Consider the following 21,963-nt stretch of genomic DNA (forward strand, 5'->3'; position numbering starts at 1 on the left):
CGAGCTGGTCGAAGGCCTCGGGGTGCCAGGTGTCGATGCTGATGAAGAGGCGTCCGTCGAGCCTGCGCCAGGTTTCGCCGCGACCGACCGGTCGGCCGTCCTGGAGGGCCTGCCAGTGTCCCGGCGCGGCCCGCTCGAGCACCGTCGCGTGATCGCTCGTACCGGGCGTGACGTTTGAAGAGTTAATAGGTCTCATCCTTCGGGAGTGCCGTGTCGAGGCGCTCCCGGCGACCTATGTCAGCTGCCCGACCGTGATGAAGAGGGGAGCACCCACGTGGGTACGTTCAACATGGGACTCACCTCCTCTCGCGATGTCACGGCCTTCCGGAAGATTAACAGCCGATCCCTGCGCACGCCAACAGCTTTTATTCGCCAGGGAGTTACGTGACGTCCACTGCGTCCACCGCACTGTCAGGCTGAGGGATGCAGTCCTCAGAACCGCGCCTCTAGCGTGACACAGCCCCCTGATGAGCGCGCGGCGCGACCGATGGATCGACGGGCCGTGCAGGCGGCGTTCGGGGACCCGATTCGGTAGGTCGAGGAAGGACTGCAGTGACAGACGCAGAAGAGAACGTGTCCGAGTCCCACCTCGTCGCGATCATCGGCATCTCGTGCCGCTTTCCGCAGGCCCCCGACAAGGACGGATTCTGGCGGCTGCTGGAGGGCGGCCGCAGCGGTGTGGACCGGGCGCCCGACGGCAGGTTCGAGCTCGGCCCCGGCCGAACCACCGTGCCGTACGGCGGATTCCTGAACGACGTGGCCGGTTTTGACCCGGAGTTCTTCGGAATCTCCGCGCGCGAGGCCGTGGCGATGGATCCGCAGCAGCGGCTGACCCTCGAACTGGCCTGGGAGGCGTGCGAGGACGCTGGTGTCATCCCCGCGACTCTGGCCGGGAGCAGTACGGGTGTCTTCCTCGGCGCGGTCTGGGACGACTACGCCACCCTTCTCCACGACAGCAGCGAACTGTCGGCGTATGCGATGCCCGGTCTGCATCGCGGCATCATCGCGAACCGGGTGTCCCATGCGCTCGGGCTGACCGGCCCGAGCATGGTCGTGGATGCGGCACAGGCCTCCTCGCTCGTCGCGGTCCACCTCGCCTGTGAAAGCCTGCGCAGCGGCGAGTCGACGGTCGCGCTCGCCGGGGGCGTCAACCTCAACCTGGCCTGGGAGAGCAACGACCTGTCCACCAGCTTCGGCGGGCTCTCCCCCGACGGCCGCTGCTACACCTTCGACGCCAGGGCGAACGGCTACGTCCGGGGCGAGGGCGGCGGTGTCGTCCTGCTCAAGCCGCTGGCCCGGGCGCTGGCCGACGGCGACTCCATCTACTGCGTGATCCACGGCAGCGCCACGAACAACGACGGCTCCACGCCGGGGCTGACGGTTCCGAGCGCGCAAGCACAGGCCGAGGTGCTCGGTGCGGCCCACCGGGCCGCTGGAATCGACCGGGGCAGCGTGCAGTACGTCGAGCTGCACGGCACCGGGACCAGGCTCGGCGATCCCATCGAGGCGACCGCGCTGGGCGGGGCCCTGGGGACGGCCCGCGCACCGGGCAGTCCGCTGGTCGTCGGCTCGGTGAAGACCAACATCGGTCATCTCGAGGGCGCCGCCGGGGTGGCCGGACTGATCAAGACAGCCCTGAGCATCCATCACCGTACGATCCCCGCGAGCCTCAACTTCGAGACGCCCAACCCGGAGATCGACCTCGACGGTCTGCATCTGCGGGTGCAGCGGGAAGCCGGTCCGTGGCCGTTGCCCGAGCAGCAACTGGTGGCGGGCGTCAGCTCCTTCGGTATGGGCGGGACGAACTGCCACGTGGTCCTGGCCGAGCCGCCCGCCACCCCGCCGGCCGATGTGCCGCAGGCCGGGCGGCGGACTCCGGTGCTGCCGTGGGTGCTCTCGGCGCGCACCGAGCAGGGGCTGCGCGATCAGGCCGTCCGGCTCGGTGAGCGGCTCGTGGACTGTCCGGACGCCTCCGCGGCCGCCGTGGGCTGGTCGCTGGCCACGCGCCGGACCGCCTTCGAACACCGCGCGGTGCTGGTCGGCGCCGACCGGGAGGAGCTGGAGCGCGGCCTGGCGAGGTTCGCCGCCGGCGACGGTTCGGCCGCCGTGCAGGGCACGGCGGACGCCTCCGGCGTGGTGTTCGTCTTCCCCGGCCAGGGCAGCCAGTGGCCGGGCATGGCGCTGGACCTGATCGAGTCGTCCGCGTGCTTCAGGACCGCGATCGAGGAGTGTGAGGCCGCGCTGGCGCGGTACGTGGACTGGTCCGGCCGGTCCCTGACCGCGGTGCTGCGCGGCGAGCCGGGCGCACCCTCGCTCAACCGGGTTGATGTGGTGCAGCCGGTGCTGTTCTCCGTCATGGTCGCGCTGGCCAGGCTGTGGCAGTCGTTCGGAATACGCCCCACGGCGGTCATCGGCCACTCGCAGGGCGAGATCGCGGCGGCGCACATCGCCGGCGCGCTCACCCTGGAGGACGCGGCGGCCGTTGTCGTGCTGCGCAGCAGGGCCATCGCGGAGATCGCGGGACACGGGGGCATGGCCGCCGTGGCGCTGTCCGAGGAGGACGCGGCGGCACGGATCGCGGCCGGCTGGGCGGGACGCCTGGACGTCGCCGCCGTCAACGGCCCGGAGACTCTCGTGGTGGCGGGTGACGCCGAGGCGATCGCCGGATTCGTCACCGAGTGCCGGGACACGGGCATCCGGGCCAGGACCGTCGAGGTCGACTACGCCTCGCACTCCGCTCATGTCGAGCCGATCCGCGACCGATTGCTCGCCGACCTGGCCGCGATCACCCCGAAGCCCACGGAGATCGCCTTCTGCTCGTCCGTGACGGGCGGCTTCCTCGAAGGCGAGCGCCTCGACGCCGCGTACTGGTACACGAATCTGCGGCAGCGGGTCCGCTTCGCCGACGCGGTGGCCGGCGCCTCGGACGCCGGTCATGGCGTATTCATGGAGATGAGCCCGCATCCGGTGCTCACCTTGGCGATGGAGCAGACCCTGGACGACCGGACGGCGCCGAGCGTGGCGGTCGGTTCGCTGAAGCGGGACCAGCCGGCCTGGCGGACGCTCATCACGTCGCTGGCAGCGCTGGCCGCGCGCGGCGTGCAGCCCGACTGGCGAGCGGTCTTCGGTACGGACACCGACCGCGTCGCCCTGCCGACCTACGCGTTCCAGCGCAGGCACTGCTGGCCGGGTGCGGCACCCGATGCGGATCCGAGGCCCGAATCCTCCTGGCGTACACGGCTGTTCGGACTCGACGCGGACGCGCGGCGCAAGGCGCTGATGGAGCTGGTCCGCAACCATGCCGCGACCGTCCTTGGCCTCGACTCGCCCGCAGCCATCGACGGGGAGACCTCGTTCAAAGCACTCGGATTCGAATCGTCCGGCGCCATCGACCTGCGCAACCGGCTGGCCGCGGCCACCGGCACCGCGCTGCCCGCCTCGCTCCTGTACGACCGGCCGACGGTGGCGCAGGTCGCCGACCACCTGTGTACGTCCATACTCGGCGCTCCAGCGGCCGAGCAGCCGGTCCTGCCTCGTACGCCGAGCGGCACGGACGAGGACGATCCGGTCGTCATCGTCGGTATCGGGTGCAGGCTCCCCGGCGGGGTCTCCTCGCCCGAGGGCCTGTGGGACGTGGTGGCCGAGGGCCGTGACGTGATCGGCGGCTTTCCGTTCGACCGCGGCTGGGACGTGGACCGCCTCTTCGACCCGGAGCCCGGCACACCCGGCCGCACCTACGTCAGGGAAGGCGGATTCCTCGACCGTGCGGCCGACTTCGACGCGGCCTTCTTCGGCATCAGCCCGCGCGAGGCGCTGGAGATGGATCCGCAGCAGCGCGTGCTGCTCGAAGTGGTCTGGGAGGCGCTGGAGCGCGCCGGGATCGACCCGAAGTCCCTGCGGGGCAGTGACACCGGCGTGTTCGTCGGCGTGTTCGGCTCGTCCGCCGTGCAGTACGGAGCGAGCGGCGCGGGAACCGACGACACCGCGGGCGGCTATCGGCTCACCGGGGGCGCCGCCAGTGTCATCTCGGGCCGTGTGGCGTACACGCTGGGTCTGCAAGGGCCGGCGGTGAGCGTCGACACGGCGTGTTCGGCGTCCCTGGTCGCCATCCATCAGGCGGCTTCAGCGCTGCGGGCGGGGGAGTGCTCGGTGGCGCTGGCGGGCGGTGTCACCGTGATGGCCACCCCGGGGCTGTTCGTCGAGTTCTCGCGCCAGCGCGGCCTCGCCCGCGACGGCCGCTGCCGGCCGTTCGCGGAGTCCGCGGACGGAACCGGCTGGTCGGAGGGTGCGGGCGTGCTGGTCCTCGAGCGCCTTTCGGACGCCCGGCGCCTCGGCCACGAGGTGCTCGCGATCGTCCGCGGCTCGGCGGTCAACCAGGACGGTGCCAGCAACGGGCTGACCGCCCCCAACGGCCCTTCGCAGCAGCGGGTCATCCGTGCCGCGCTGGCCAACGCGGATCTCCGGCCGGCGGACGTGGACGTGGTCGAGGCCCATGGCACCGGCACCCGGCTCGGCGACCCCATCGAGGCGCAGGCGCTGCTGGCCGTGTACGGGCAGCGCGATGCGGACGCCGAGCCGGCCTGGCTCGGCTCCCTGAAGTCGAACATCGGGCACACGCAGGCGGCCGCCGGAGTCGCGGGCATCATCAAGATGACCGAGGCGCTGCGCCGGGGCGTGCTCCCGAAGACCCTGCATGTCGACGTGCCCACCACACAGGTGGACTGGAACGACGGCCGGGTCGGGCTGTTGACCGAGGAGCGTGCCTGGCCTGAGCTGGACCGGCCGCGCCGGGCGGCGGTGTCTTCGTTCGGGATCAGCGGGACGAACGCGCACATCATCATCGAGCAGGCCCCGCCCGCCCCGGCCGACACCGCCGGGGCGGAGCCCACGACCGAAGCGGTGGTGCCGCCCGTCCTCGTGCTGTCCGGCCGCTCGCGCGAAGCGGTCCGGGACACGGCGGCGGGCCTGCTGGACCTGATCGGCGACGCCGCGGTGTCCCTGGGCGACGTGGCTCACTCGCTCCTGGGGCGCAGCGTGTTCGAGCACCGGGCCGTCGTGCTCGGGCAGCGGGAAGGCGAGTTGGCGGACGGACTACGGGCGCTGGCGCGCTCGGAATCCGGTACGGAGGTGATCACCGGCTCGGTTTCGCCCGGAACGTCGGCATGGCTGTTCACCGGGCAGGGCTCGCAACGTGTCGGAATGGGCCGGGAGTTGTACGACTCCTCACCCGTGTTCGCCGAAGCGATCGATGAGATCTGCGGCTACTTCGACGGGCTGCTGGGCGGCTCGCTGCGCGAGGTGATGTTCGAGGACGGCGCCGGTGTGCTGGACGAGACCATGTGGACCCAGGCGGCGCTGTTCGCGATCGAACTGGGCCTTGCCGCGGTGCTGCTGGACTGGGGCGTCGGGCCCGATGTGGTCGTCGGACACTCGGTGGGCGGACTGGCCGCGGCCTGCGCGGCCGGTGTCATGTCGCTGGCCGACGCCTGTGCCGTGGTGGCGGCGCGTGGCCGGCTGATGCAGGACACCGACGAAGGGGCCATGCTCGCGATCGCGGCAGCAGAGGCCGAGGTCGCCCCCCTCGTCGATACGGACGGGGTCGGCCGCGTCTCGCTGGCCGCGGTCAACGGGCCGGAGTCGGTGGTGCTTGCCGGTGACAAGGACGCCCTGGCCACCGCCCTTGACCGGTTCCCCGGACGGCAGTTCCGCTGGCTCCGGGTGCGCAAGGCCTTCCACTCCTCGCACATGGCACCGGTCGTCGCGAAGCTGGAACACGTCCTGGCGCAAGTGACGCTGAGGGCGCCGAGGATTCCGGTGATCAGCGATGCCACCGGCGAACCGCTGACGGCTGAGCAGGCCACCTCGCCCCGGTACTGGGCCGAGTGCGTGGTCCTGCCGGTGCGGTTCGGCGACGCGGTCGCCGCGCTGCGCACGCTGGGGGTGTCCCGGTGCGTGGAGCTAGGACCCGATCCCGTGCTGACGGCCATGCTCGGCCCGGCGGGGCCCGCTTCGGCGAGCCTGCTGCGCACCGGCCGCCCGGAGCCCGGTTCGGCCCTCGCGGCGCTGGCCCATCTGTATGTGAACGGGCACCCGGTGGACTGGTCGAAGGTGGTGCCCCCGGGACGCCGTATCGCGCTGCCGACCTATCCCTTCCAGCGCGACCGGTACTGGCTGGCGCCCCCGGCTCCGCGTGCCTTCGCGGACGCGGTGGGACTGCAGCGGGTGGACCACGCGATCCTCTCCGGGATGACGGACCTGCCGGCGGGCGGTGGCCATGTGTTCACCGGCCAGGTCACTCCGGACTCGCCCGCGTGGATACGAGAACACGTCGTGCACGGCACGGTGATCATGCCCGGCGTTGCCATCCTGGACATGATGGCGCACGTCGCGGGTCTGGTCGGGTGCGACCGCCTCGACGAGCTGACGCACTACGTGTTCCTGGCCTTCCCCGACGAGGACGTTCGCCGTATCCAGGTGACCGTCGATCCCGCGGACGATGCGGGCCGCCGCGAGTTCGCGGTGTACTCCCGCCCCGCGGACAGCCGTCTCGACACCGAATGGACCCGCCACGCCGCCGGTTCCATGTCGGCCACCGGGAGCGAACCCGACTTCGACCTGAGTGACTGGCCGCCGGCCGATGCGGACCCCGTCGACGTCGACGACTTCTACGACGCCGCCTCCGACGCGGGGTTCGACTACGGCCAGCACTTCGTCGGCCTGCGCCACATCTGGGCCGACGGCGAAGTCCGTTACGCGGAGGTCTGCCTCCCCGACGGCACGGGTCCGGGCGGCTACGGGGTCCACCCCGGGCTGCTCGACTCCGTGATCCAGCCGTGGGCCGTAGTGCCCTGCGACGGTCCGGACGGGCCGACGCTGCGGGTGCCGTTCTCGTGGAGCGGCGTGGAACTGCACGCGGGCGGCTTCGGCCGGCTGCGCGCCCGAATGACCCCGATCTCCGAAGGCCGGATCCGCGCCGAGATAGCCGACGACGCCGGGAACCCGGTCCTGACGGTGGACTCGCTCGTGCTGCGGGACGCGAAACCCGAGCAGGCAGCGGTCGCGGCGGCCGGTACGGGCGGTCTCGACGATCTGCGTCAGGTCGTGTGGACGCCGCTGCCATCGTCTTCGTACGGCGAGACGGCCGCCGGCACCGTGGCGCTGCTCGGCGATGCCGCGTCGGCCGCTGCCCTCGGGTGGGACACCTACCCGGACCTGGCCGTCCTGCAGGCGGCGGTGCAGGACGGGGCAGCCGTGCCCGATGTGCTCGTCGCCCTGCTGCGCGGCGAGGGCGAGGACGCGGGAGCGAGCGCCAGGACGCTCGGTCACCGGGCGTTGGCGCTGGTCCAGGATCTGCTCGCGCGCGTCGAGCTGACCTCCCGGCTGGTCTTCGTCACCGAAGGCGCGGTGGCTCCAGTCACCGATCCGGCGGCGGCGAGCGTATGGGGTCTGATCCGTACGGCCCAGACCGAACATCCCGGCCGCTTCACGCTGATCGACATCGACGACGCGCAGGCCCTGAAGACGCTCCCCGCGGTGATCGCCGGCGGCGAGCCCCAATTGGCCATCCGCGGGCGGAAGTTCGAGGCACCGAGACTCACCCGGGTCGAGCCGACCGGAGTGCGGCCGCAGTGGACCACCCGCGGCACCACGGTGATCACCGGTGGCACGGGCGGGCTCGGAGCCGCCGTGGCACGGCATCTGGTCACCGAACACGGCGTACGCCGCCTGCTCCTGCTGAGCAGGCGGGGCGCGGACGCACCCGGCGCGGCGGGCCTCAAGGCCGAACTGACCTCCCTGGGCGCCGAGGTGACCCTCTCGGCGTGCGACATCGCCGACCGCGCGGCTGTTGCCGACGCGTTGACCGCGGTGCCCGCTGCGGTGCCGGTCCGCGCCGTGGTCCACTGCGCGGGCACGCTCGACGACGGGGTGGTGTCCGCCCTGACACCCGAGCGCATGGACACGGTGCTCGGGCCCAAGGCGCTGGGGGCGTGGAACCTCCATGAGGTCACCCGGGATCTCGGTCTGGAACTGGACGCCTTTGTGCTGTTCTCCTCCGCCATCGGCGTCCTCGGCGGCCTTGGCCAGGGCAACTACGCTGCGGCGAACGCCTTCCTCGACGCGCTGGCCGAACACCGCGCGCACCAGGGGCTGCCCGCGGTGTCGCTCGCATGGGGGCTGTGGGCCGAGCAGTCGGGCATGGGCGGCAGACTCGGCGCCCAGGACCGCGCGAGGCTGGCCCGCACCGGCCTCAGCCCGATGCCGACCGAGCGTGCTCTGACGCTGCTCGACACCGCCACCGCCCTGAACCGCCCCCTGCTCGTCCCGGCGCGGCTCGATCGTACGGGCATCGAAGGCGACCCGGGGCTGACCTCCCCGCTCCTGCGCGACGTCGTACGGCCGAAGCGGCGGCGGGCGGCCCGACCCGACGACAAGCCATCCCAGACCTCGCTGGTACGGGAACTGGCGGGCCTGGACGAGGCGGACCGGCTCCGTCGCCTCACCCAGCTGCTGCGGACGGAGATCGCCGGTGTTCTCGGCCACAGCGACAGGACGTCGATCGACCTGCGTCGGCAGTTCCAGGCGCTCGGCTTCGACTCGCTCAGCGCGGTGGAGCTGCGCAACAGTCTGAACAGGATCACCGGGAAAACGCTGCCTGCGACGCTGCTCTTCGACTTCCCGACCCCGCAGGACCTCGCGGCACACCTGAACACCGAACTCGCCGGAGCCCGGCCGGCCCGGACCAAGAAGTCCGCACCGTCGGTCCAGACGCCGTCGAGGGCCGAGGACCCGGTCGTGATCGTGGGCATGGGATGCCGCTTCCCCGGCGGCGTGACGACTCCGGACGCACTGTGGGACATGGTCGCCGGTGGTGTGGACGGAGTGACGGACTTCCCCGTAAACCGGGGGTGGGATCCGGCAGTGGTCGATCCGGCGGGCGGTCCCGGCAAGTCGTACCTGGGCGCGGGCGGATTCATCCACGACGCGGACGAGTTCGACGCGGGGTTCTTCGGGATCAAGCCGCTCGAGGCGCTCGCGATGGATCCCCAGCAGCGGCTGATGCTGGAGGTGACCTGGGAGGCGCTCGAACGCAGCGGCATCGACCCGACGACCCTGCGGGGGAGTGACACGGGGGTTTTCTTCGGCGCCGTCACCCAGGAGTACGCCTCGCTGTCCCGGGCCGGCACCGAAGGAGTGGAGAAGTACCTGCTGACCGGGACGACCGCCAGCGTGGTATCGGGGCGGGTGTCCTACACGCTCGGGCTGCAGGGGCCCGCAGTGACGGTCGACACGGCGTGCTCGTCCTCGCTGGTCGCGCTGCGACAGGCGGTCACCGCGGTGCGATCGGGCGAGTGCACCATGGCACTGACCGGCGGCGTCACCCTGCTGGCGACGCCGGGCATGTTCGTGGCGTTCTCGCAGCGCCGGGGCCTGGCCCCGGACGGTCGCTGCAAGTCCTTCGCGGAGTCCGCTGACGGCACCTCATGGGCCGAGGGCGCGGGTGTGCTCGTACTCGAACGGCTGTCGACCGCGCGGCGGCTGGGACACAAGGTGCTCGCCGTGGTGGCCGGCGCGGCGGTGAACCAGGACGGGGCCAGCAACGGTCTGACCGCGCCCAACGGTCCGTCGCAGCAACAGGTGATCCGCACGGCCCTGGACGATGCGGGACTGACCACGTCGGACGTGGATCTGGTCGAGGCGCACGGGACCGGGACAAAGCTCGGAGACCCGATCGAGGCCCAGGCGATTCTGGCCACCTACGGGCAGCGGGCGACCGACGCGGAACCGGTGTGGATGGGATCGTTCAAGTCGAACATCGGTCATGCGCAGGCGGCCGCCGGCGTCGGTGGCGTCATCAAGATGGTCGAGGCCATCCAGCGGGGCGTCATGCCCCCGACCCTGCATGTGGATGAGCCCACGTCCAAGGTCGACTGGGCGGCCGGGGCCGTGCGGCTGCTGACGGAGAACCGGGCCTGGCCCGATGCCGGACGCCCGCGCCGGGCCGCGGTGTCCTCGTTCGGGATCAGCGGCACCAATGCGCACGTGATCCTCGAGCAGGCGCCCGCGGACCGGGCCCCCGCCGATGTCGAGGCGGAGCCGGTGGCCGACGGCACGGCGGCGCTCGCGGTCTGGATGGTGTCGGGCCGCAGCGCGGACGCGTTGCGCGGCCAGGCCGCCCGGGTGCGGGACTTCGCCGCGACGCACCCCGAACTCGATCCGCTCGCGGTCGGGCAGTCGCTGTCGGCCCGTACCGAGTTCGAATACCGCGCGGCCGTGGTGGGCCGGGGTCTCGGCGAGCTCACCGCCGGGCTGGGCGCGGTCGCCGACGGGGCGACGGCTCCGGGCGTGTTCTCGGGACGGGGCGGCGCTCACGACGGAAAGACCGTGGTGGTCTTCCCCGGCCAGTGGGCATACCGGGCCCGGATGGGGCGCGAACTCTACGGTGCCTCACCGGTGTTCGCCTCGGCGTTCGACGAGGTCTGCGCGGTGGCCGACGAGGTGTTGGGATGCTCGCTGCGCGAGGCGGTGTTCGACGACGACACCGACCGAACCGAGCCGCCCTGGTTCGCGGAGCCGGCGATGTTCGCCGTGGGCGTCGGCCTGTTCGCGCTGCTCGACTCCTGGCGGGTGACGGTCGACTTCGTGATGGGCCAATCCGTGGGCGAGGTCGTGGCGGCGCACGTGTCCGGAGTGCTGTCGCTGCCCGACGCCCTGCGTCTGGTCGTCGCGCGTGGCCGGCTGGTGGCCGGGCTGCCCGGCAACGGGGCGGTGGCTTCGGTGTCGGCGAGCGGACCGGAGGTGGCCGAGGTTCTCTCCGGCTTTACGGAGGTGGGCATCGCGGCCGTGAACGGCCCGGAATCGGTGGTGCTCTCCGGTGACCGGGCGGCATTGACCACAGTCGTGGATGAATTGCGGAACCGGGGCAGGCAGGTGCACTGGCTGACGGGCTCCCACACGCACCAATCGCCGCTGCCGGAACCGCTCCTCGATGAATTCGCCGGAGAGGTGGCGGACCTCAGCTTCGGCACAGCGGCCATTCCGATCGTCTCCACCGTCGACGCGTCCGTCGATGGCGATGGCGTCGGCTCGCCGGAGCACTGGGTGCGGCACATTCGCCGGCCGGTGCGCTTCGCCGACGGTATCGCGGCGGTGTGTGCGGCGGGGGCGACGCGGTTCCTCGTCGCCGGCCCCGACGACGGCCTGACCAGTGCGATCGCCGACAGTCTGGACGCGGCGCGGGGCACCACCGAGGCCGACGTGGTGGTCGGGATGGTGCGGCGGGACCTGCCCGAGACGGAGGCGACCATGGCCGCGGCGGCAGGCCTGTTCGTGACCGGTGCCGAGCTCGACTGGTCGGCCGTGGACTTTGGCAAGGCGCCCGCGAGGGTGGACCTGCCGACGTACGCCTTCCAGCGGCAGCCGTACTGGCTGGGTGTGAATTCCGGGGTGGTTCCCACGCGGCCGGAATGAGGTGAGGTCACCGGGTGGGCACACCCCACGCGAAGTTTCTTTCGGATCGATCGTCCATCAGTCTGCCGGCTGATCGCCGGGCAAGGAGAGATATGCCACGAGAATCGGGAATCGACGTCATGGGCACCGTCACGGAGTGCATGCGCAACGCGACCTTCAAGGTGGAACTCGAGAACGGCCACCAGGTTCTGGCCCACATCAGCGGGAAGGTCCGGAAGAACTTCATCAAGATCACGCTGTACGACCGGGTCCTGGTGGAGCTCAGCCCGTACGACCTCACCCGCGGCCGGATCCGCTACCGCTACCGCGACTGACGTCCCGTCGGCCCCGCCTGAGGCGGGGCCGACGTGTTCGCCGCCCAGGACGAGCCGCGAGGTCGGGCAGAGGCAGCAAAGCACTCTGCAGCGGCTTGAGCTGACGTCCCCTCGTGATGCCTGGATCGTCGGCACCCTTGCCGGGCAGGTGAATCGTTTCCGTCTGTCTTTGACGTCAGTCATGTGACTGTTACTCTACCGCGCGGAGTTCGGCTCGGGGGGACGTATGTTCGAGGCGTTGGGTCTAAGCAAAGCCGCGGAGACGATATATCGCGAGATGCTCCTGCATCCTCAGGAGACGTTGCCGCAGTTAGCGGCCAGGACGCAGTTGACCTTGGATTCCGTACGCGATGGACTGGACGAGCTGCACGAGGTGGCGCTCGTCAGCACATCGTCGCAGGTGGATGAGTACCGTGCGCTGAACCCCATCGACGGGGTGAAGAAACTTCTCGCGCGACAGCAGGACGAGATGCTGGTGTTCCAACGCCGGCTCGAGGCATCCTTGGCGGCGGCAACCCGGCTGATAGCCCAGTGCTCTGAACTGGGTGGCGCCTCCCCGGGAAGCGAGGGCGACGAGCTCCTGGGGATCGAGGCGATCCGCGGTCGGCTGGAGGAGCTGAGCGAGGCGGCGGTCCGGACCATCATGACGTTCGCGCCCGGCGGTGCCCACACGGAGGCCGACCTGCTGGCCAGCCGCGGACCCAACGCCAGACTGCTGGAGCGGGGCGTCCGGTCGCAGACCATCTACCTCGACAGCATCAGGAACGACCAGGCCACCTGTGACCATGTCCAGTGGCTGAACGACCATGGCGCGATGGCCCGGACCACCGCCGCGCTGCCCACGCGGATGATCATCTTCGACCGCCGAGTGGCCGTCCTGCCCACCGACACCCAGGACGCCGCCGTAGGCGCAGTGGTCCTTCGGGGGCGCGGCAATGTCGCCGCGCTGTGTGCCCTCTTCGATGAGCTGTGGGCGGGCGCAACCCCGTGGGGGGACCGGCCGCAGCGGAAGGAGACGGGACTGACCGGGCAGGAGGTCCAGGTGATCCGCCTGCTGGCCGAAGGCATTACCGATGAGGCCATAGCCAAGCGGCTGGGGGTCTCGACGCGCACGGTGCGCCGTCTGGTGGCGAACGTCATGACTGTTCTGGATGCCCGCAGCCGTTTCGAAGCCGGCGTGCGAGCCGTACAAGGTGGCTGGATCGACCCCGGTCGGTGATAACTGTTCCGCCGGTCCGGTACAACGCCCGGTATCGGCGATCAGGGTTCGAACCAAAAATTCCGGTTGAAGTAGTCGGGCACCAGCGTCGCCTGGCATGAAACGAGTACCAGCCCCGTGAACTCGGGGCTCCGATCGAGTACGCGCCGACAGATTGTCTCGCCGACTCTTTCTGCTTCCAGTACGGTGGGCGCCGCAATGAAGAGCCCGATCGTCATGGTCTCCAGGTTGATACTCACATGCTCCAGGCCATCGGCGGGATCGGTGTTCTCATTGATCAGGCGGACCGTCGATTCAGGTAATTTTACTGAGGCGGGCCCGAGGCGGGCATGAATGAGATACATGCGATGAGATCTATCGAAGATTTCGTCGCAGGGCAATGTGAGAGGCCAGGCCGATACCGGAAGTGTCCTTTTTCGGCCGCCGGTGGAGAGCCTGACGGACAGTCAGCCAGGCTCGCCCCGGGCTGGGTTGACCCACGCAATGAAGAGGTATGCCCAGGTCAATCCGCAGGTGATGGTGGACGCGGTGGGCCATGTCCCCTTCTGACCAGCGTTACCCCCTTCCCGCTCTCGTGGCGATCAGGCCAAGATTTTCCACATCGCCACTCCGCCCCGATCGAAGGGACGGAGGTGATCAATGGAATTTCCGAACACACTGCCGTGCACCGAAGCCACAGGGGGTAGAAAATGAACGGACGCTTTACAGCAAGAAGGTACTTGGCCGTCTTCTGTATGGCGGCGATCGCCGTGCTCATCGGTCTGAACTCGGTGGCGGAGCGCACGCCGGCAGAGTCTCGCCACAATGTCGTGGAGCTCGGTTCCGCGCAGCATGCGCATTCCTTGCTGGAGTCCCCCGGTGACATCACTTGGGGCGGCTGAGCAGTCCTTGCGGGCCCCCGGCGCCATTGCCCGGTCCATGCGGCCCGACCCGCGGGCAGAGGGTTTGAGTGAAATTCTCAAGGACAGGATTGCACCTTGATTGAGCTGCGACGCAAGCTATCCGTATGCGGCGATGGCTACGTGCCGGTCAGCTGCACAACAACCGAGATCTTGGGACAGGCCCGGGCGAGCTGGTACTACGGAGATCTCACCGAAGGGATCTCCTGCGCCGAAACGGCGGCCCAGACGGCCTGTGACCACTGTTCCGAACCGTGCGCACCGTACGCCCGGCTCCAGCAGGCACTGTTCTTCGCCTCGATCCGTCGCCTCGACCCGGCGCAGCGGATCCTCGAGGACGTGACGGCTGCCGCGGCCGCACGCGACGACGCGAAGCTGACCGCCGCAACCACGCTTGTGGATGCGAAGATCGCGCTGGCCGGCGGTGATCTCGTCGACGCGGCCGGCAGGGCAGAGGCCGGCCTGCGACTGGCGAATGCGGCCGGCCTGACCGGGTGGACTCCGCTCGGGAACCTCGTTCTGGCCACCACGGCGCTGCGGCGTGGCGAGCTGACCAGCGCGCTGCACTTCACGAACCAGCTCAAGGAGGATGCGGTCTTCGGGCGGGAGATGCTGCCCGCCAGCCACTCCGCCTGGATCGTCATCCAGCTCACCGAGGCGGAGAAGGGACGCAAGAAGGCCGCGGCCCTCGCCCATGAACTGCTCGAATCGGAATCGGCCTTCCGCTCGCTGCTGACCGACGAACCCGCAGCGATTCCTTGGCTGGTTCGGATCCTGGTTGCCGAGGGGCTGCACGATCTGGCCCAGCACGGAGTCGCCCTCGCCGACCGGCTCGCGGCCGAGAACCCCGGAGCCCATTCGCTCGGCGTCGCCGCATCGCACGGGGCGGCGCTGCTGCAGCAGAACCTCGATCGCCTGCGCCGGGCCGCCGAGGATCACGTCGATCCATGGGCGTGCGCCGTGGCTTTCGAAGACGTCGGCGCCCTGCTGTCCGAAGGCGGCGAGCGCAGCCCGGAGGCCGTGGAGAGCCTCGAACTGGCCACGCGCGCGTACGCGGAGATGGGATCTCTGCGCGACCTGTCCCGGGTCCGCAGCTTGCTGCGGGGTCTCAACGGCAACTCCCAGGCACAGGTGCGCTTCTGGCCGCGCAGCCGGATCCCCGGTCTGACGGACACCGAGTACGCCGTGGCCAAACTGGTGTCGAGCGGGATCACCAACGGACAGGCCGCAGAGCAGATGTTCCTGTCCCGGCACACCGTGGCGTTCCACCTCCGCAAGGTCTTTCAGAAGACCGGAGTGAAGTCGCGCCTCGAACTCGCCGTCATGTGGCATGCCTTGGACGCCGATCCCGAGGAGACGCGTCCGCAGGTCGCGGGTGGCCGGAGGGCACGCGATGCCTGAGGCGACCCGGGACAGGGCGCAGATCACGGGGCGCACCCGGCTGGTGGCCGTGCTCGGCGACCCCGTCGAGCAGGTGCGGGCGCCGGCACTGCTCAACCCGCTGTTCGTCGCCGACGGCGCGGAGATCGTGGTCGTACCCGTGCACGTCCGCCCGGCCGACCTCGACGCGGTGGTGCGTGGCCTGCAGGGAGCGGCGAATCTCGTCGGCCTGCTGGTGACCGTGCCGCACAAGGTCGACGCGCTGCGCTTCGCCGACGTACGGAGCCGGGCGGCGGACGTTGCCGGCAGCACCAATGCTCTGCGCCGGCTGGACGACGGCTCCTGGCACGCCGACAACTTCGACGGCGCCGGGTTCCTGGCCGGGCTGATCGACGCCGGTCATTCCCCGTATGGAAAACGCGTGATCATCGCGGGGGCCGGCGGCGCCTGCAGGGCGATCGCCCCGGCCCTGCTCGGGGCGGGCGTCGGCCGGCTGGTGGTGTATGACACGGACGGGACAAGGATGAAGGACGTCGCCGGGCGCCTGGAGTCCCACTGGCCCGGCCGGGTCAGCAGCACGGAACGCCCCGACTGGTACGCGGCGGACATCGCCGTGAACGCCACACCGCTGGGCATGCGGCCCGGCGACGAGCTGCCGTTCGACCCTGCCGCACTGCGCCCGGACGCGCTCGTGGCCGACATCATCATGAAGCCCCGCGAGACAGAACTGCTGCGCACGGCGACCGAGCTGGGGCACCCCGTGCTCCCTGGCGAGCCGATGCTCCGGCACCAGATGGATCTGTACCGCTCCTACTTCGGAGCGGTGCGATGGTGATGCGTCGGAGCGTGGTGGTCGCGGGGCAGCACGAGGAGTCCACCTCCACGTTGTTCGACTCCCTGCTCCCCGCGTCGGCGGTGGTGCGGGAGACCCGCAGTTTCCCCCCGGAGTGGGACCTCCACCCCGAAGAACTCGCGGTGGTGGCTTCCTCGGTGGAGAAGCGGCGCCGGGAATTCGCCGAGGTACGACGGTGCGCCCGCGACGCGCTGTCGGTGCTCGGACAGCGGCCGGCGTCGCTGCTGCTGCGTGCCAAGGGCGAACCGCGGTGGCCCACCGGCGTCATCGGGAGCATGACGCACTGCGTGGGTTTCGCGGGTGCCGCGGTGGCGCGTGCGACGGATCTCGCCTCACTGGGCATCGACGCCGAACCGCATGACGTGCAGCCCGACGGAGTCCTGGAGGCCATCGCCCTGCCGCCGGGGCGTGCGCTCATCGGGCGGTTGGCGAGGGAGCAGCCATCCGTTTGCTGGGATCGCCTGCTGTTCTGTGCCAAGAAGGCCGTGTACAAGACGTGGTTCCCGCTGACCCGGCGGTGGCTGGACTTCGACGAAGCCCTGATCGACCTGCGGATCGCGGCCGGGTCTGCGGGCGGGAGCTTCACCGCGCGCCTGCTCGTGCCCGGAATCGTCGTGGACGATGTACGGATCGGGGAGTTCGAAGGAAGGCGGAGGCTGAACGACGGCCTGCTGGCCACGGCCATTGCGGTCCCGCTTCGGGCGGGGCGGTGATGACGTACTCCTTCGGAGACCCCGGATCACGTCATCACCGCCCGCGCTACCCCAGGCGGGCCAGGGCCACGGCGCCGTGGAGTGACGACAGCCCGCCGAGCGGTGAGGCCCGTACCTCCGGAGGCGGCACGCTCGGCCTGGCCAGGGTGGCCAGATGGTGCGCCACCGAGTCGGTGAAACGGGGCAAGCCTGCTGCGAAACCCCCGCCCACGACGACCAGGTCGGGGCGCAGCAACTCATGGACCCCGGTGATCGCCACGGCGAGCCGGTGGCAGGAGCGGTCCACGCACTGTACGGCCCACTCCTCGTCGGCCAGCACGCCCCGCTGGAGTTCCTCGTACGAGACGTCGCCGCCGCGCAGCCGGGATGCGCGTGCCAGTGTGGCGGTGCCGGATGCCGTGGCCTGCAGGCATCCCCGGCGACCGCACGGGCAGCGCGGACCGTCCGCGTCGGTGATCAGATGGCCGAGCTCGAAGGATCCGCGGTCCGGCCCCGGCAGGTCGCCGCCGGAGATCAGACCGCCGCCGATGCCGGTGCCGACGCCGACGTAGAGCACTTCGTCGGAGCCCGCCGCCCGGGCCTCGGCCAGTGCGCCCAGGTCTCCGTCGTCGGCCCATCGCACCCGTACGTGCCCGAAGAGCCGCCGGAAGGTCTGCCGAACATCGAGGCCGAGCCACTCCGGCCGGCTCGGCCAGGCGGAGACGACGCCGTCCGCCCCCACCGAGGCCGGCAGCGCGATGCCGACGGAGTCGCATGTTCCCGGGACCTGCCGCAGGAGCAGCGCGACCTCCTCCGCCAGCTGTGCCAGATCGGACTTGGTGCCGCGTCCGCACCAGCGGAAGACGTGTTCGGTGACGTGTTCCCCGTCGGACTCGGAGCGCAGGGCCACCTTGGTCCCGCCCAGGTCGACACCCAGCCAGGTGGACTCGGTCTTGGCCTGCCTGCTGGAGCGCAGGGCGCGGACTACCACTCCTGCGCCCGGTCCTGGACCAGCGCCAGGAGTTCCCCGGGCGCGTGCACGACGTGGTCCGGGGCGGCTGCGAGCAGGTCGGCCTCGTCCACCGTCGCCCAGGTCGCTGCCACGGCGGTCACCCCGGCACCCCGGGCGCTGAGCATGTCGGCGCGGGCGTCACCGATCATGAGCGCCGCATCCGGCTTCGCGCCGATCAGGGTGAGGGCCCGCAGCACGATGTCGGGGGCCGGCTTGGGATTGACGACCTCGTCGGAGCCGACCACCGCGTCGAAGTACTCGATCAGCTTCAGCGTCGTCAGCAGGGAGCGGGCCCGTGGCCCCGCCTTGCCGGTGGCGACGGCCAGCCGGAACCCGCGGTCCCGCAGCGTCCCGAGCAGCTCGACCACGCCGTCGACCACTGGAACCTGGTCGGCCAGCCGGTAGCTCTCCTGGACGAACGGCTCCTCCATCTCCAGCGGAAGGCCCATCCGGCGCATGATCTCCGGGAAGTAGATGCCCTGATGCTTCTGGTACTCGGCGAACGGAGCCGGTCCGTCACCGACCACCTGGGCATGGGCCACGGCGAAGGCCCGGCCCATGGTCTCGTGGCTGTCGACCAGGACGCCGTCGAGGTCGAACACCACCGCGTTGCGCGTCAGATCACTCATCAGCTGGTTACCGCCCCTCTGCAGTGCGCGTAGATTCCCTCGATGGCGGTGACGATGCGGCGCACTCCCGCGATGGCACAGCCGAGGGACGCCTGATCGGTCAGCCGCTGACGTATGTCATCGAGCTGGTGGTCGTACTCGATGCCGATCGGTTCGGCCGGGACCGGGATCTCGCGCGGCTCTCCGTAGGAGACGAAGGTGATCCGGGGCCGCGGCTCACGATTCGGGCTGAACCCGAAGGTGGAGCTCAACGTCGCGGTCCCGAGGCTGCCTTCGACCCGGATCGACGTCGTGTCGTACGCGGCGGAGTGCGCCGCCCAGGTGGCGTGCAGCCCCACCGAAAGACCGTCGTCGGCGACGAGGAATCCGCGTGCGGTGTCCTCGACATCGGCCGCCATGGCAGGCGCCGGGAGGTCTTGGCGCCAACTCGCCGTCCAGTTCGGGTCGTTCACGTGATCGTGAGATACGGATCCGGCGATCAGGCCGAAGTCCACGGGCCCGACGACCTCTTCCAGTACGTCGAGCAGATGCCAGCCCAGATCGAACAGCACCCCGCCGCCGGCCTGTGCCCGGTTGGTGAACCAGCCCCTGGGCTGCGGCACCCCGCGGGCCCGTACCCACGCGAGATCGACGTGGCGCAGCCGGCCGAGCTCAGGCACCAGCTTGAGCAGCTCGGCCACATCGGCCCGGTAGCGCGAGGCACTGCCGGCCAGCAGCGGACTGCCGCCCCGCTGCTCGGCCTCGGCCAGCGAGTCGGCCTCGGCCGGCGTGAGGCAGACCGGCTTCTCCACGAAGGTGGCGCAGCCCCGCAGGAGCAGGCTGCGCGCTATGGGTGCATGCGCGTGGTTGGGTACGGCGACCAGGGCCAGGTCGACCGCCTCGGTGCGCAGCGCGTGGATGTCGGCGAAGGCCGGCCGGCCGGTCGCCGCGGTGAAGGACTCCCGCCGGGCGGGGTCGGGATCGACCGCCGCCACCACCTCGTAGTCGTCGTGGGCCAGGAGCCGGGGCAGCCAGATCTCCCGGCCGGACCAGCCGAGCCCGACCAGTACTGTGCGGACGGTCATCCGGCAGCCACCGACTCGGCCACGATCGCCGCGACATCGTGCAGGATCTCCTCGGACGCGAGCAGCGTCCGGTGATGCAGCCACACCCCGTCCCGGCTGATCGCCTCGGTGTTCGGGCACCGCCGGGCGACGGCTTCGGCCGACTCGTCGGGCGAAGCCGACTCCCAGAAGGCGGGGGTGCGGTAGATCGCGCGGAAGGTCGCGAACGCCGGAAGCCCCGCCTCGACCAGCCGGTCGACCAGGAGGTTGCGCCGCTCCTCGGTCCAGCCGGGCAGCCGGAACATCGCCATGTAGTGCGAGTTCCGGTCGGCGCGCGGGTCGTCGCCCTGCGGCTCGACGCCGGGAATCCGCGCAAGCAGCGGGCAGAGCACCCGCCAGCCGGCCTGGCGCACGGCGGTCTGTGCGTCGAGGCGGGTCAGCTGGGCCCGCAGCACGGCAGCCGAGAACTCGTTCATCCGCATGTTGGAGCCCGCCACCTGGTGGTGGTAGAGCCGGTCGGTGCGCGGTCGGCCGCAGGAGTGCCGGAGGAAGGCCTCCTCGTACCTCTCCTGGTCGGGGAAGAGCACCGCACCGCCTTCGCCGGCGGTCATCAGCTTGCCGTTCTGGAAGCTGAACGCCGCGATCGAGCCCAGCTCGCCGACCCGCTTGCCCTGCCAGCGTGCGCCGTGCGCATGGGCCGCGTCCTGCAGCAGCTGCACGCCGAAGTTCTCGGCGAGCTTCTCCAGACCGTCCATGTCGGCCATGAGCCCGGCCATGTGCACCGGCATGATGACGCGCGTCCGCGGTGTGATGGCGGCCTCCGCGGCGGCCACGTCGATGCAGTAGGTGTGGGGATCGACATCCACCGGAACGGCCACCGCTCCCAGACGCTGAGCGGCCTGCGAGGACGATATGAAGGTGAACGCGGGCACGATCACCTCGGTGTCGGGGCCCACGCCCATGGCCTGCAGGGCGAGTTCCAGTGCATGGGTGCCGTTCGTGACGGCCAGCGCGTGGGGGGCGCCGTGGTAATCAGCGAATTCCCCCTCGAAGGATTCGACCTCCTTTCCGCCCATGCGCCACCACTGGCCCTGCGTCAGAGCACGGTCGAGGGCCTGTCGTTCCAGGTCATTGAATTGCGGCCAATCCGGGAGGGTCAGTGCCTCTTGCGGACTCATTACCGCCACGCTCCTTTTGCTCCGGTTCTACTCCGGACCGCAGCCTATGAACAGCGACAGCGGCTGCACTATCCCTCGGCCTGACAGAGGGCCGGTGCCGGACGCCGATGACGAACGGCGGCGGCCAACTCGTGGAGTGTGTCCACGGTGGCTTCCCATCCCATGCATGCGTCCGTAATGCTCAGGCCGAATTCAGGTTCGCCTACGCCGAGTTCCTGACGCCCGGGGATCAGAAAGCCTTCCAGCATGATGCCCCGGATATTCGGGTCGCCGGCCGCGATCTGTTCGGCTATCTCCCGTGCGACCACGGCCTGTTGTTCGTGGTCCTTTCCGCTGTTGCCGTGACTGGCGTCGATGACCAGGCCGGTCGGGAGGCCGGCCGCCGACAGCAGCCGCGCGGCCTCACGCACGGATTCCGGACGGTAGTTGGGCGCGCCGGGTGCGCCGCGAAGCACCACGTGGCAGTGCGGGTTCCCGCTCGTACGCGATATGACCACACCGCCGTCGAGGCCGGGGCCGAGACAGGCATGGGGGGCGGCCGCGGACCGGATGGCATCGACGGCGACGTCCACGGCGCCGCCACTGCCGTTCTTCATGCCCACGGGCATGGGCAGACCACTGGCCAGCTGGCGGTGCACCTGGCTCTCCACGGTCCGCGCGCCGATCGCGCCCCAGGACACCAGGTCGGCCAAGTAGGCCGGGGCTGCTGGGCTCAGCCACTCCGTCGCGATGGGCAGACCCATCTCGACGATCTCCAGCATGAGTGCCCGGCACGCACGAAGTCCCCGGTCGATGTCCAGGCTTCCGTCCAGCAGCGGATCGGTGAGCAGCCCGGTCCAGCCGACCGTGGTCCGCGGCTTCTCGACGTACAGCCGCATGACGACCGCCAGGTCCTCGGCCAGTTCGTCGGCCAGCCGGCCCAGCGACTTCGCGTACGCCAGAGCCGCGTCCACGTCGTGCACGGAGCAGGGGCCGACCACGACGAGCAGCCGGTCGTCCGCGCCGTCCAGCACCCGTCGGGCCATCAGCCGGCCGGCGTTCACGGTACGGGCCGCAGCCCTGGTCAGCGGTAGTGCACCCAGCAGTTCGCCGGGGGCGACCGTAGCCTGCGTACGGCACCGCCCGCCGACCAGGCCCGGTAGCGGCACCCCCTCGGGTCTCTGCACCGTCCTCAACTGGCTTCGAGTTCCAGGTTGGTGCTGATGTGCTGGGCGCCGATGGTGGTGAAGAGGGTGGTGGCGGGGGTGTTGGACTCGTTGATCTCGGCGGTGGCGG

At 70.5% G+C, this 21,963-nt stretch carries 13 protein-coding genes; 7 read left to right on the forward strand and 6 right to left on the reverse strand.

The window, feature by feature from the left end:
* Window positions 1-552: 552 nt before the first annotated feature.
* The 3 genes from ACWD5Q_RS32820 to ACWD5Q_RS32830 all read left to right on the forward strand — a co-directional run bounded on the left by ACWD5Q_RS32820 (window position 553) and on the right by ACWD5Q_RS32830 (window position 13,002).
* Entirely contained in the window at window positions 553-11,469 is a 10,917-nt protein-coding gene (locus tag ACWD5Q_RS32820) for a type I polyketide synthase (protein ID WP_451430723.1), read from the forward strand.
* Window positions 11,470-11,561: 92 nt separating this feature from the next.
* A complete protein-coding gene (infA, locus tag ACWD5Q_RS32825) occupies window positions 11,562-11,783 on the forward strand; it encodes a translation initiation factor IF-1 (RefSeq protein ID WP_451430724.1) in 222 nt (73 codons plus the stop codon).
* Between the two features lie 226 nt (window positions 11,784-12,009).
* The gene (locus ACWD5Q_RS32830; RefSeq protein WP_451430725.1) at window positions 12,010-13,002 is read left to right on the forward strand and encodes a DUF6879 family protein; all 993 of its coding nucleotides are present in this window, start codon (window positions 12,010-12,012) and stop codon (window positions 13,000-13,002) included.
* A 41-nt stretch (window positions 13,003-13,043) separates the two neighbouring features.
* Here ACWD5Q_RS32830 and ACWD5Q_RS32835 read toward each other — a convergent pair whose 3' ends face one another.
* A complete protein-coding gene (locus ACWD5Q_RS32835) occupies window positions 13,044-13,346 on the reverse strand; it encodes a hypothetical protein (RefSeq protein ID WP_451430726.1) in 303 nt (100 codons plus the stop codon).
* 390 nt (window positions 13,347-13,736) lie between these two features.
* Here ACWD5Q_RS32835 and ACWD5Q_RS32840 point away from each other — a divergent pair, with 390 nt between their 5' ends.
* The 4 genes from ACWD5Q_RS32840 to ACWD5Q_RS32855 all read left to right on the forward strand — a co-directional run bounded on the left by ACWD5Q_RS32840 (window position 13,737) and on the right by ACWD5Q_RS32855 (window position 16,847).
* Complete coding sequence (locus ACWD5Q_RS32840; RefSeq protein ID WP_451430727.1) at window positions 13,737-13,883, forward strand: hypothetical protein; 147 nt, start codon at window positions 13,737-13,739, stop codon at window positions 13,881-13,883.
* Window positions 13,884-14,054: 171 nt separating this feature from the next.
* The gene (locus ACWD5Q_RS32845) at window positions 14,055-15,302 is read left to right on the forward strand and encodes a helix-turn-helix transcriptional regulator (RefSeq protein ID WP_451430728.1); all 1,248 of its coding nucleotides are present in this window, start codon (window positions 14,055-14,057) and stop codon (window positions 15,300-15,302) included.
* A complete protein-coding gene (locus tag ACWD5Q_RS32850; protein ID WP_451430729.1) occupies window positions 15,295-16,116 on the forward strand; it encodes a shikimate dehydrogenase family protein in 822 nt (273 codons plus the stop codon). The genes ACWD5Q_RS32845 and ACWD5Q_RS32850 overlap by 8 nt, the downstream gene beginning before the upstream one ends.
* Before the next feature lie 50 nt (window positions 16,117-16,166).
* Complete coding sequence (locus ACWD5Q_RS32855) at window positions 16,167-16,847, forward strand: 4'-phosphopantetheinyl transferase family protein (protein ID WP_451430735.1); 681 nt, start codon at window positions 16,167-16,169, stop codon at window positions 16,845-16,847.
* A gap of 46 nt (window positions 16,848-16,893) precedes the next feature.
* Here ACWD5Q_RS32855 and ACWD5Q_RS32860 read toward each other — a convergent pair whose 3' ends face one another.
* The 5 genes from ACWD5Q_RS32860 to ACWD5Q_RS32880 form a co-directional block, all read right to left on the reverse strand.
* Window positions 16,894-17,817 carry an ROK family protein gene (locus ACWD5Q_RS32860; RefSeq protein WP_451430730.1) on the reverse strand — a complete coding sequence of 308 codons (924 nt, stop codon included), beginning with the start codon at window positions 17,815-17,817 and terminating at the stop codon, window positions 16,894-16,896.
* Entirely contained in the window at window positions 17,811-18,467 is a 657-nt protein-coding gene (locus ACWD5Q_RS32865; protein WP_451430731.1) for an HAD-IA family hydrolase, read from the reverse strand. The genes ACWD5Q_RS32860 and ACWD5Q_RS32865 overlap by 7 nt, the downstream gene beginning before the upstream one ends.
* Window positions 18,467-19,531 carry a Gfo/Idh/MocA family protein gene (locus tag ACWD5Q_RS32870; protein ID WP_451430732.1) on the reverse strand — a complete coding sequence of 355 codons (1,065 nt, stop codon included), beginning with the start codon at window positions 19,529-19,531 and terminating at the stop codon, window positions 18,467-18,469. Before ACWD5Q_RS32870 ends, ACWD5Q_RS32865 begins: the two co-directional genes overlap by 1 nt.
* Window positions 19,528-20,688: a DegT/DnrJ/EryC1/StrS family aminotransferase gene (locus tag ACWD5Q_RS32875; RefSeq protein WP_451430733.1), complete on the reverse strand. Its 1,161-nt coding sequence runs from the start codon at window positions 20,686-20,688 to the stop codon at window positions 19,528-19,530. Before ACWD5Q_RS32875 ends, ACWD5Q_RS32870 begins: the two co-directional genes overlap by 4 nt.
* A gap of 68 nt (window positions 20,689-20,756) precedes the next feature.
* A complete protein-coding gene (locus tag ACWD5Q_RS32880) occupies window positions 20,757-21,836 on the reverse strand; it encodes a 3-deoxy-7-phosphoheptulonate synthase (protein ID WP_451430734.1) in 1,080 nt (359 codons plus the stop codon).
* Between the last annotated feature and the right edge of the window lie 127 nt (window positions 21,837-21,963).

Source organism: Streptomyces sp. NPDC002513 (assembly GCF_053595355.1).

Bases quoted from the DNA above. Each gene is read 5' to 3' on its own strand.
- infA (WP_451430724.1), top strand. From the start codon at position 11,562: ATGCCACGAGAATCGGGAATCGACGTCATGGGCACCGTCACGGAGTGC.
- ACWD5Q_RS32865 (WP_451430731.1), bottom strand. From the start codon at position 18,467: ATGAGTGATCTGACGCGCAACGCGGTGGTGTTCGACCTCGACGGCGTC.
- ACWD5Q_RS32875 (WP_451430733.1), bottom strand. From the start codon at position 20,688: ATGAGTCCGCAAGAGGCACTGACCCTCCCGGATTGGCCGCAATTCAAT.
- ACWD5Q_RS32835 (WP_451430726.1), bottom strand. From the start codon at position 13,346: ATGTATCTCATTCATGCCCGCCTCGGGCCCGCCTCAGTAAAATTACCT.
- ACWD5Q_RS32870 (WP_451430732.1), bottom strand. From the start codon at position 19,531: ATGACCGTCCGCACAGTACTGGTCGGGCTCGGCTGGTCCGGCCGGGAG.
- ACWD5Q_RS32840 (WP_451430727.1), top strand. From the start codon at position 13,737: ATGGCGGCGATCGCCGTGCTCATCGGTCTGAACTCGGTGGCGGAGCGC.
- ACWD5Q_RS32830 (WP_451430725.1), top strand. From the start codon at position 12,010: ATGTTCGAGGCGTTGGGTCTAAGCAAAGCCGCGGAGACGATATATCGC.
- ACWD5Q_RS32850 (WP_451430729.1), top strand. From the start codon at position 15,295: ATGCCTGAGGCGACCCGGGACAGGGCGCAGATCACGGGGCGCACCCGG.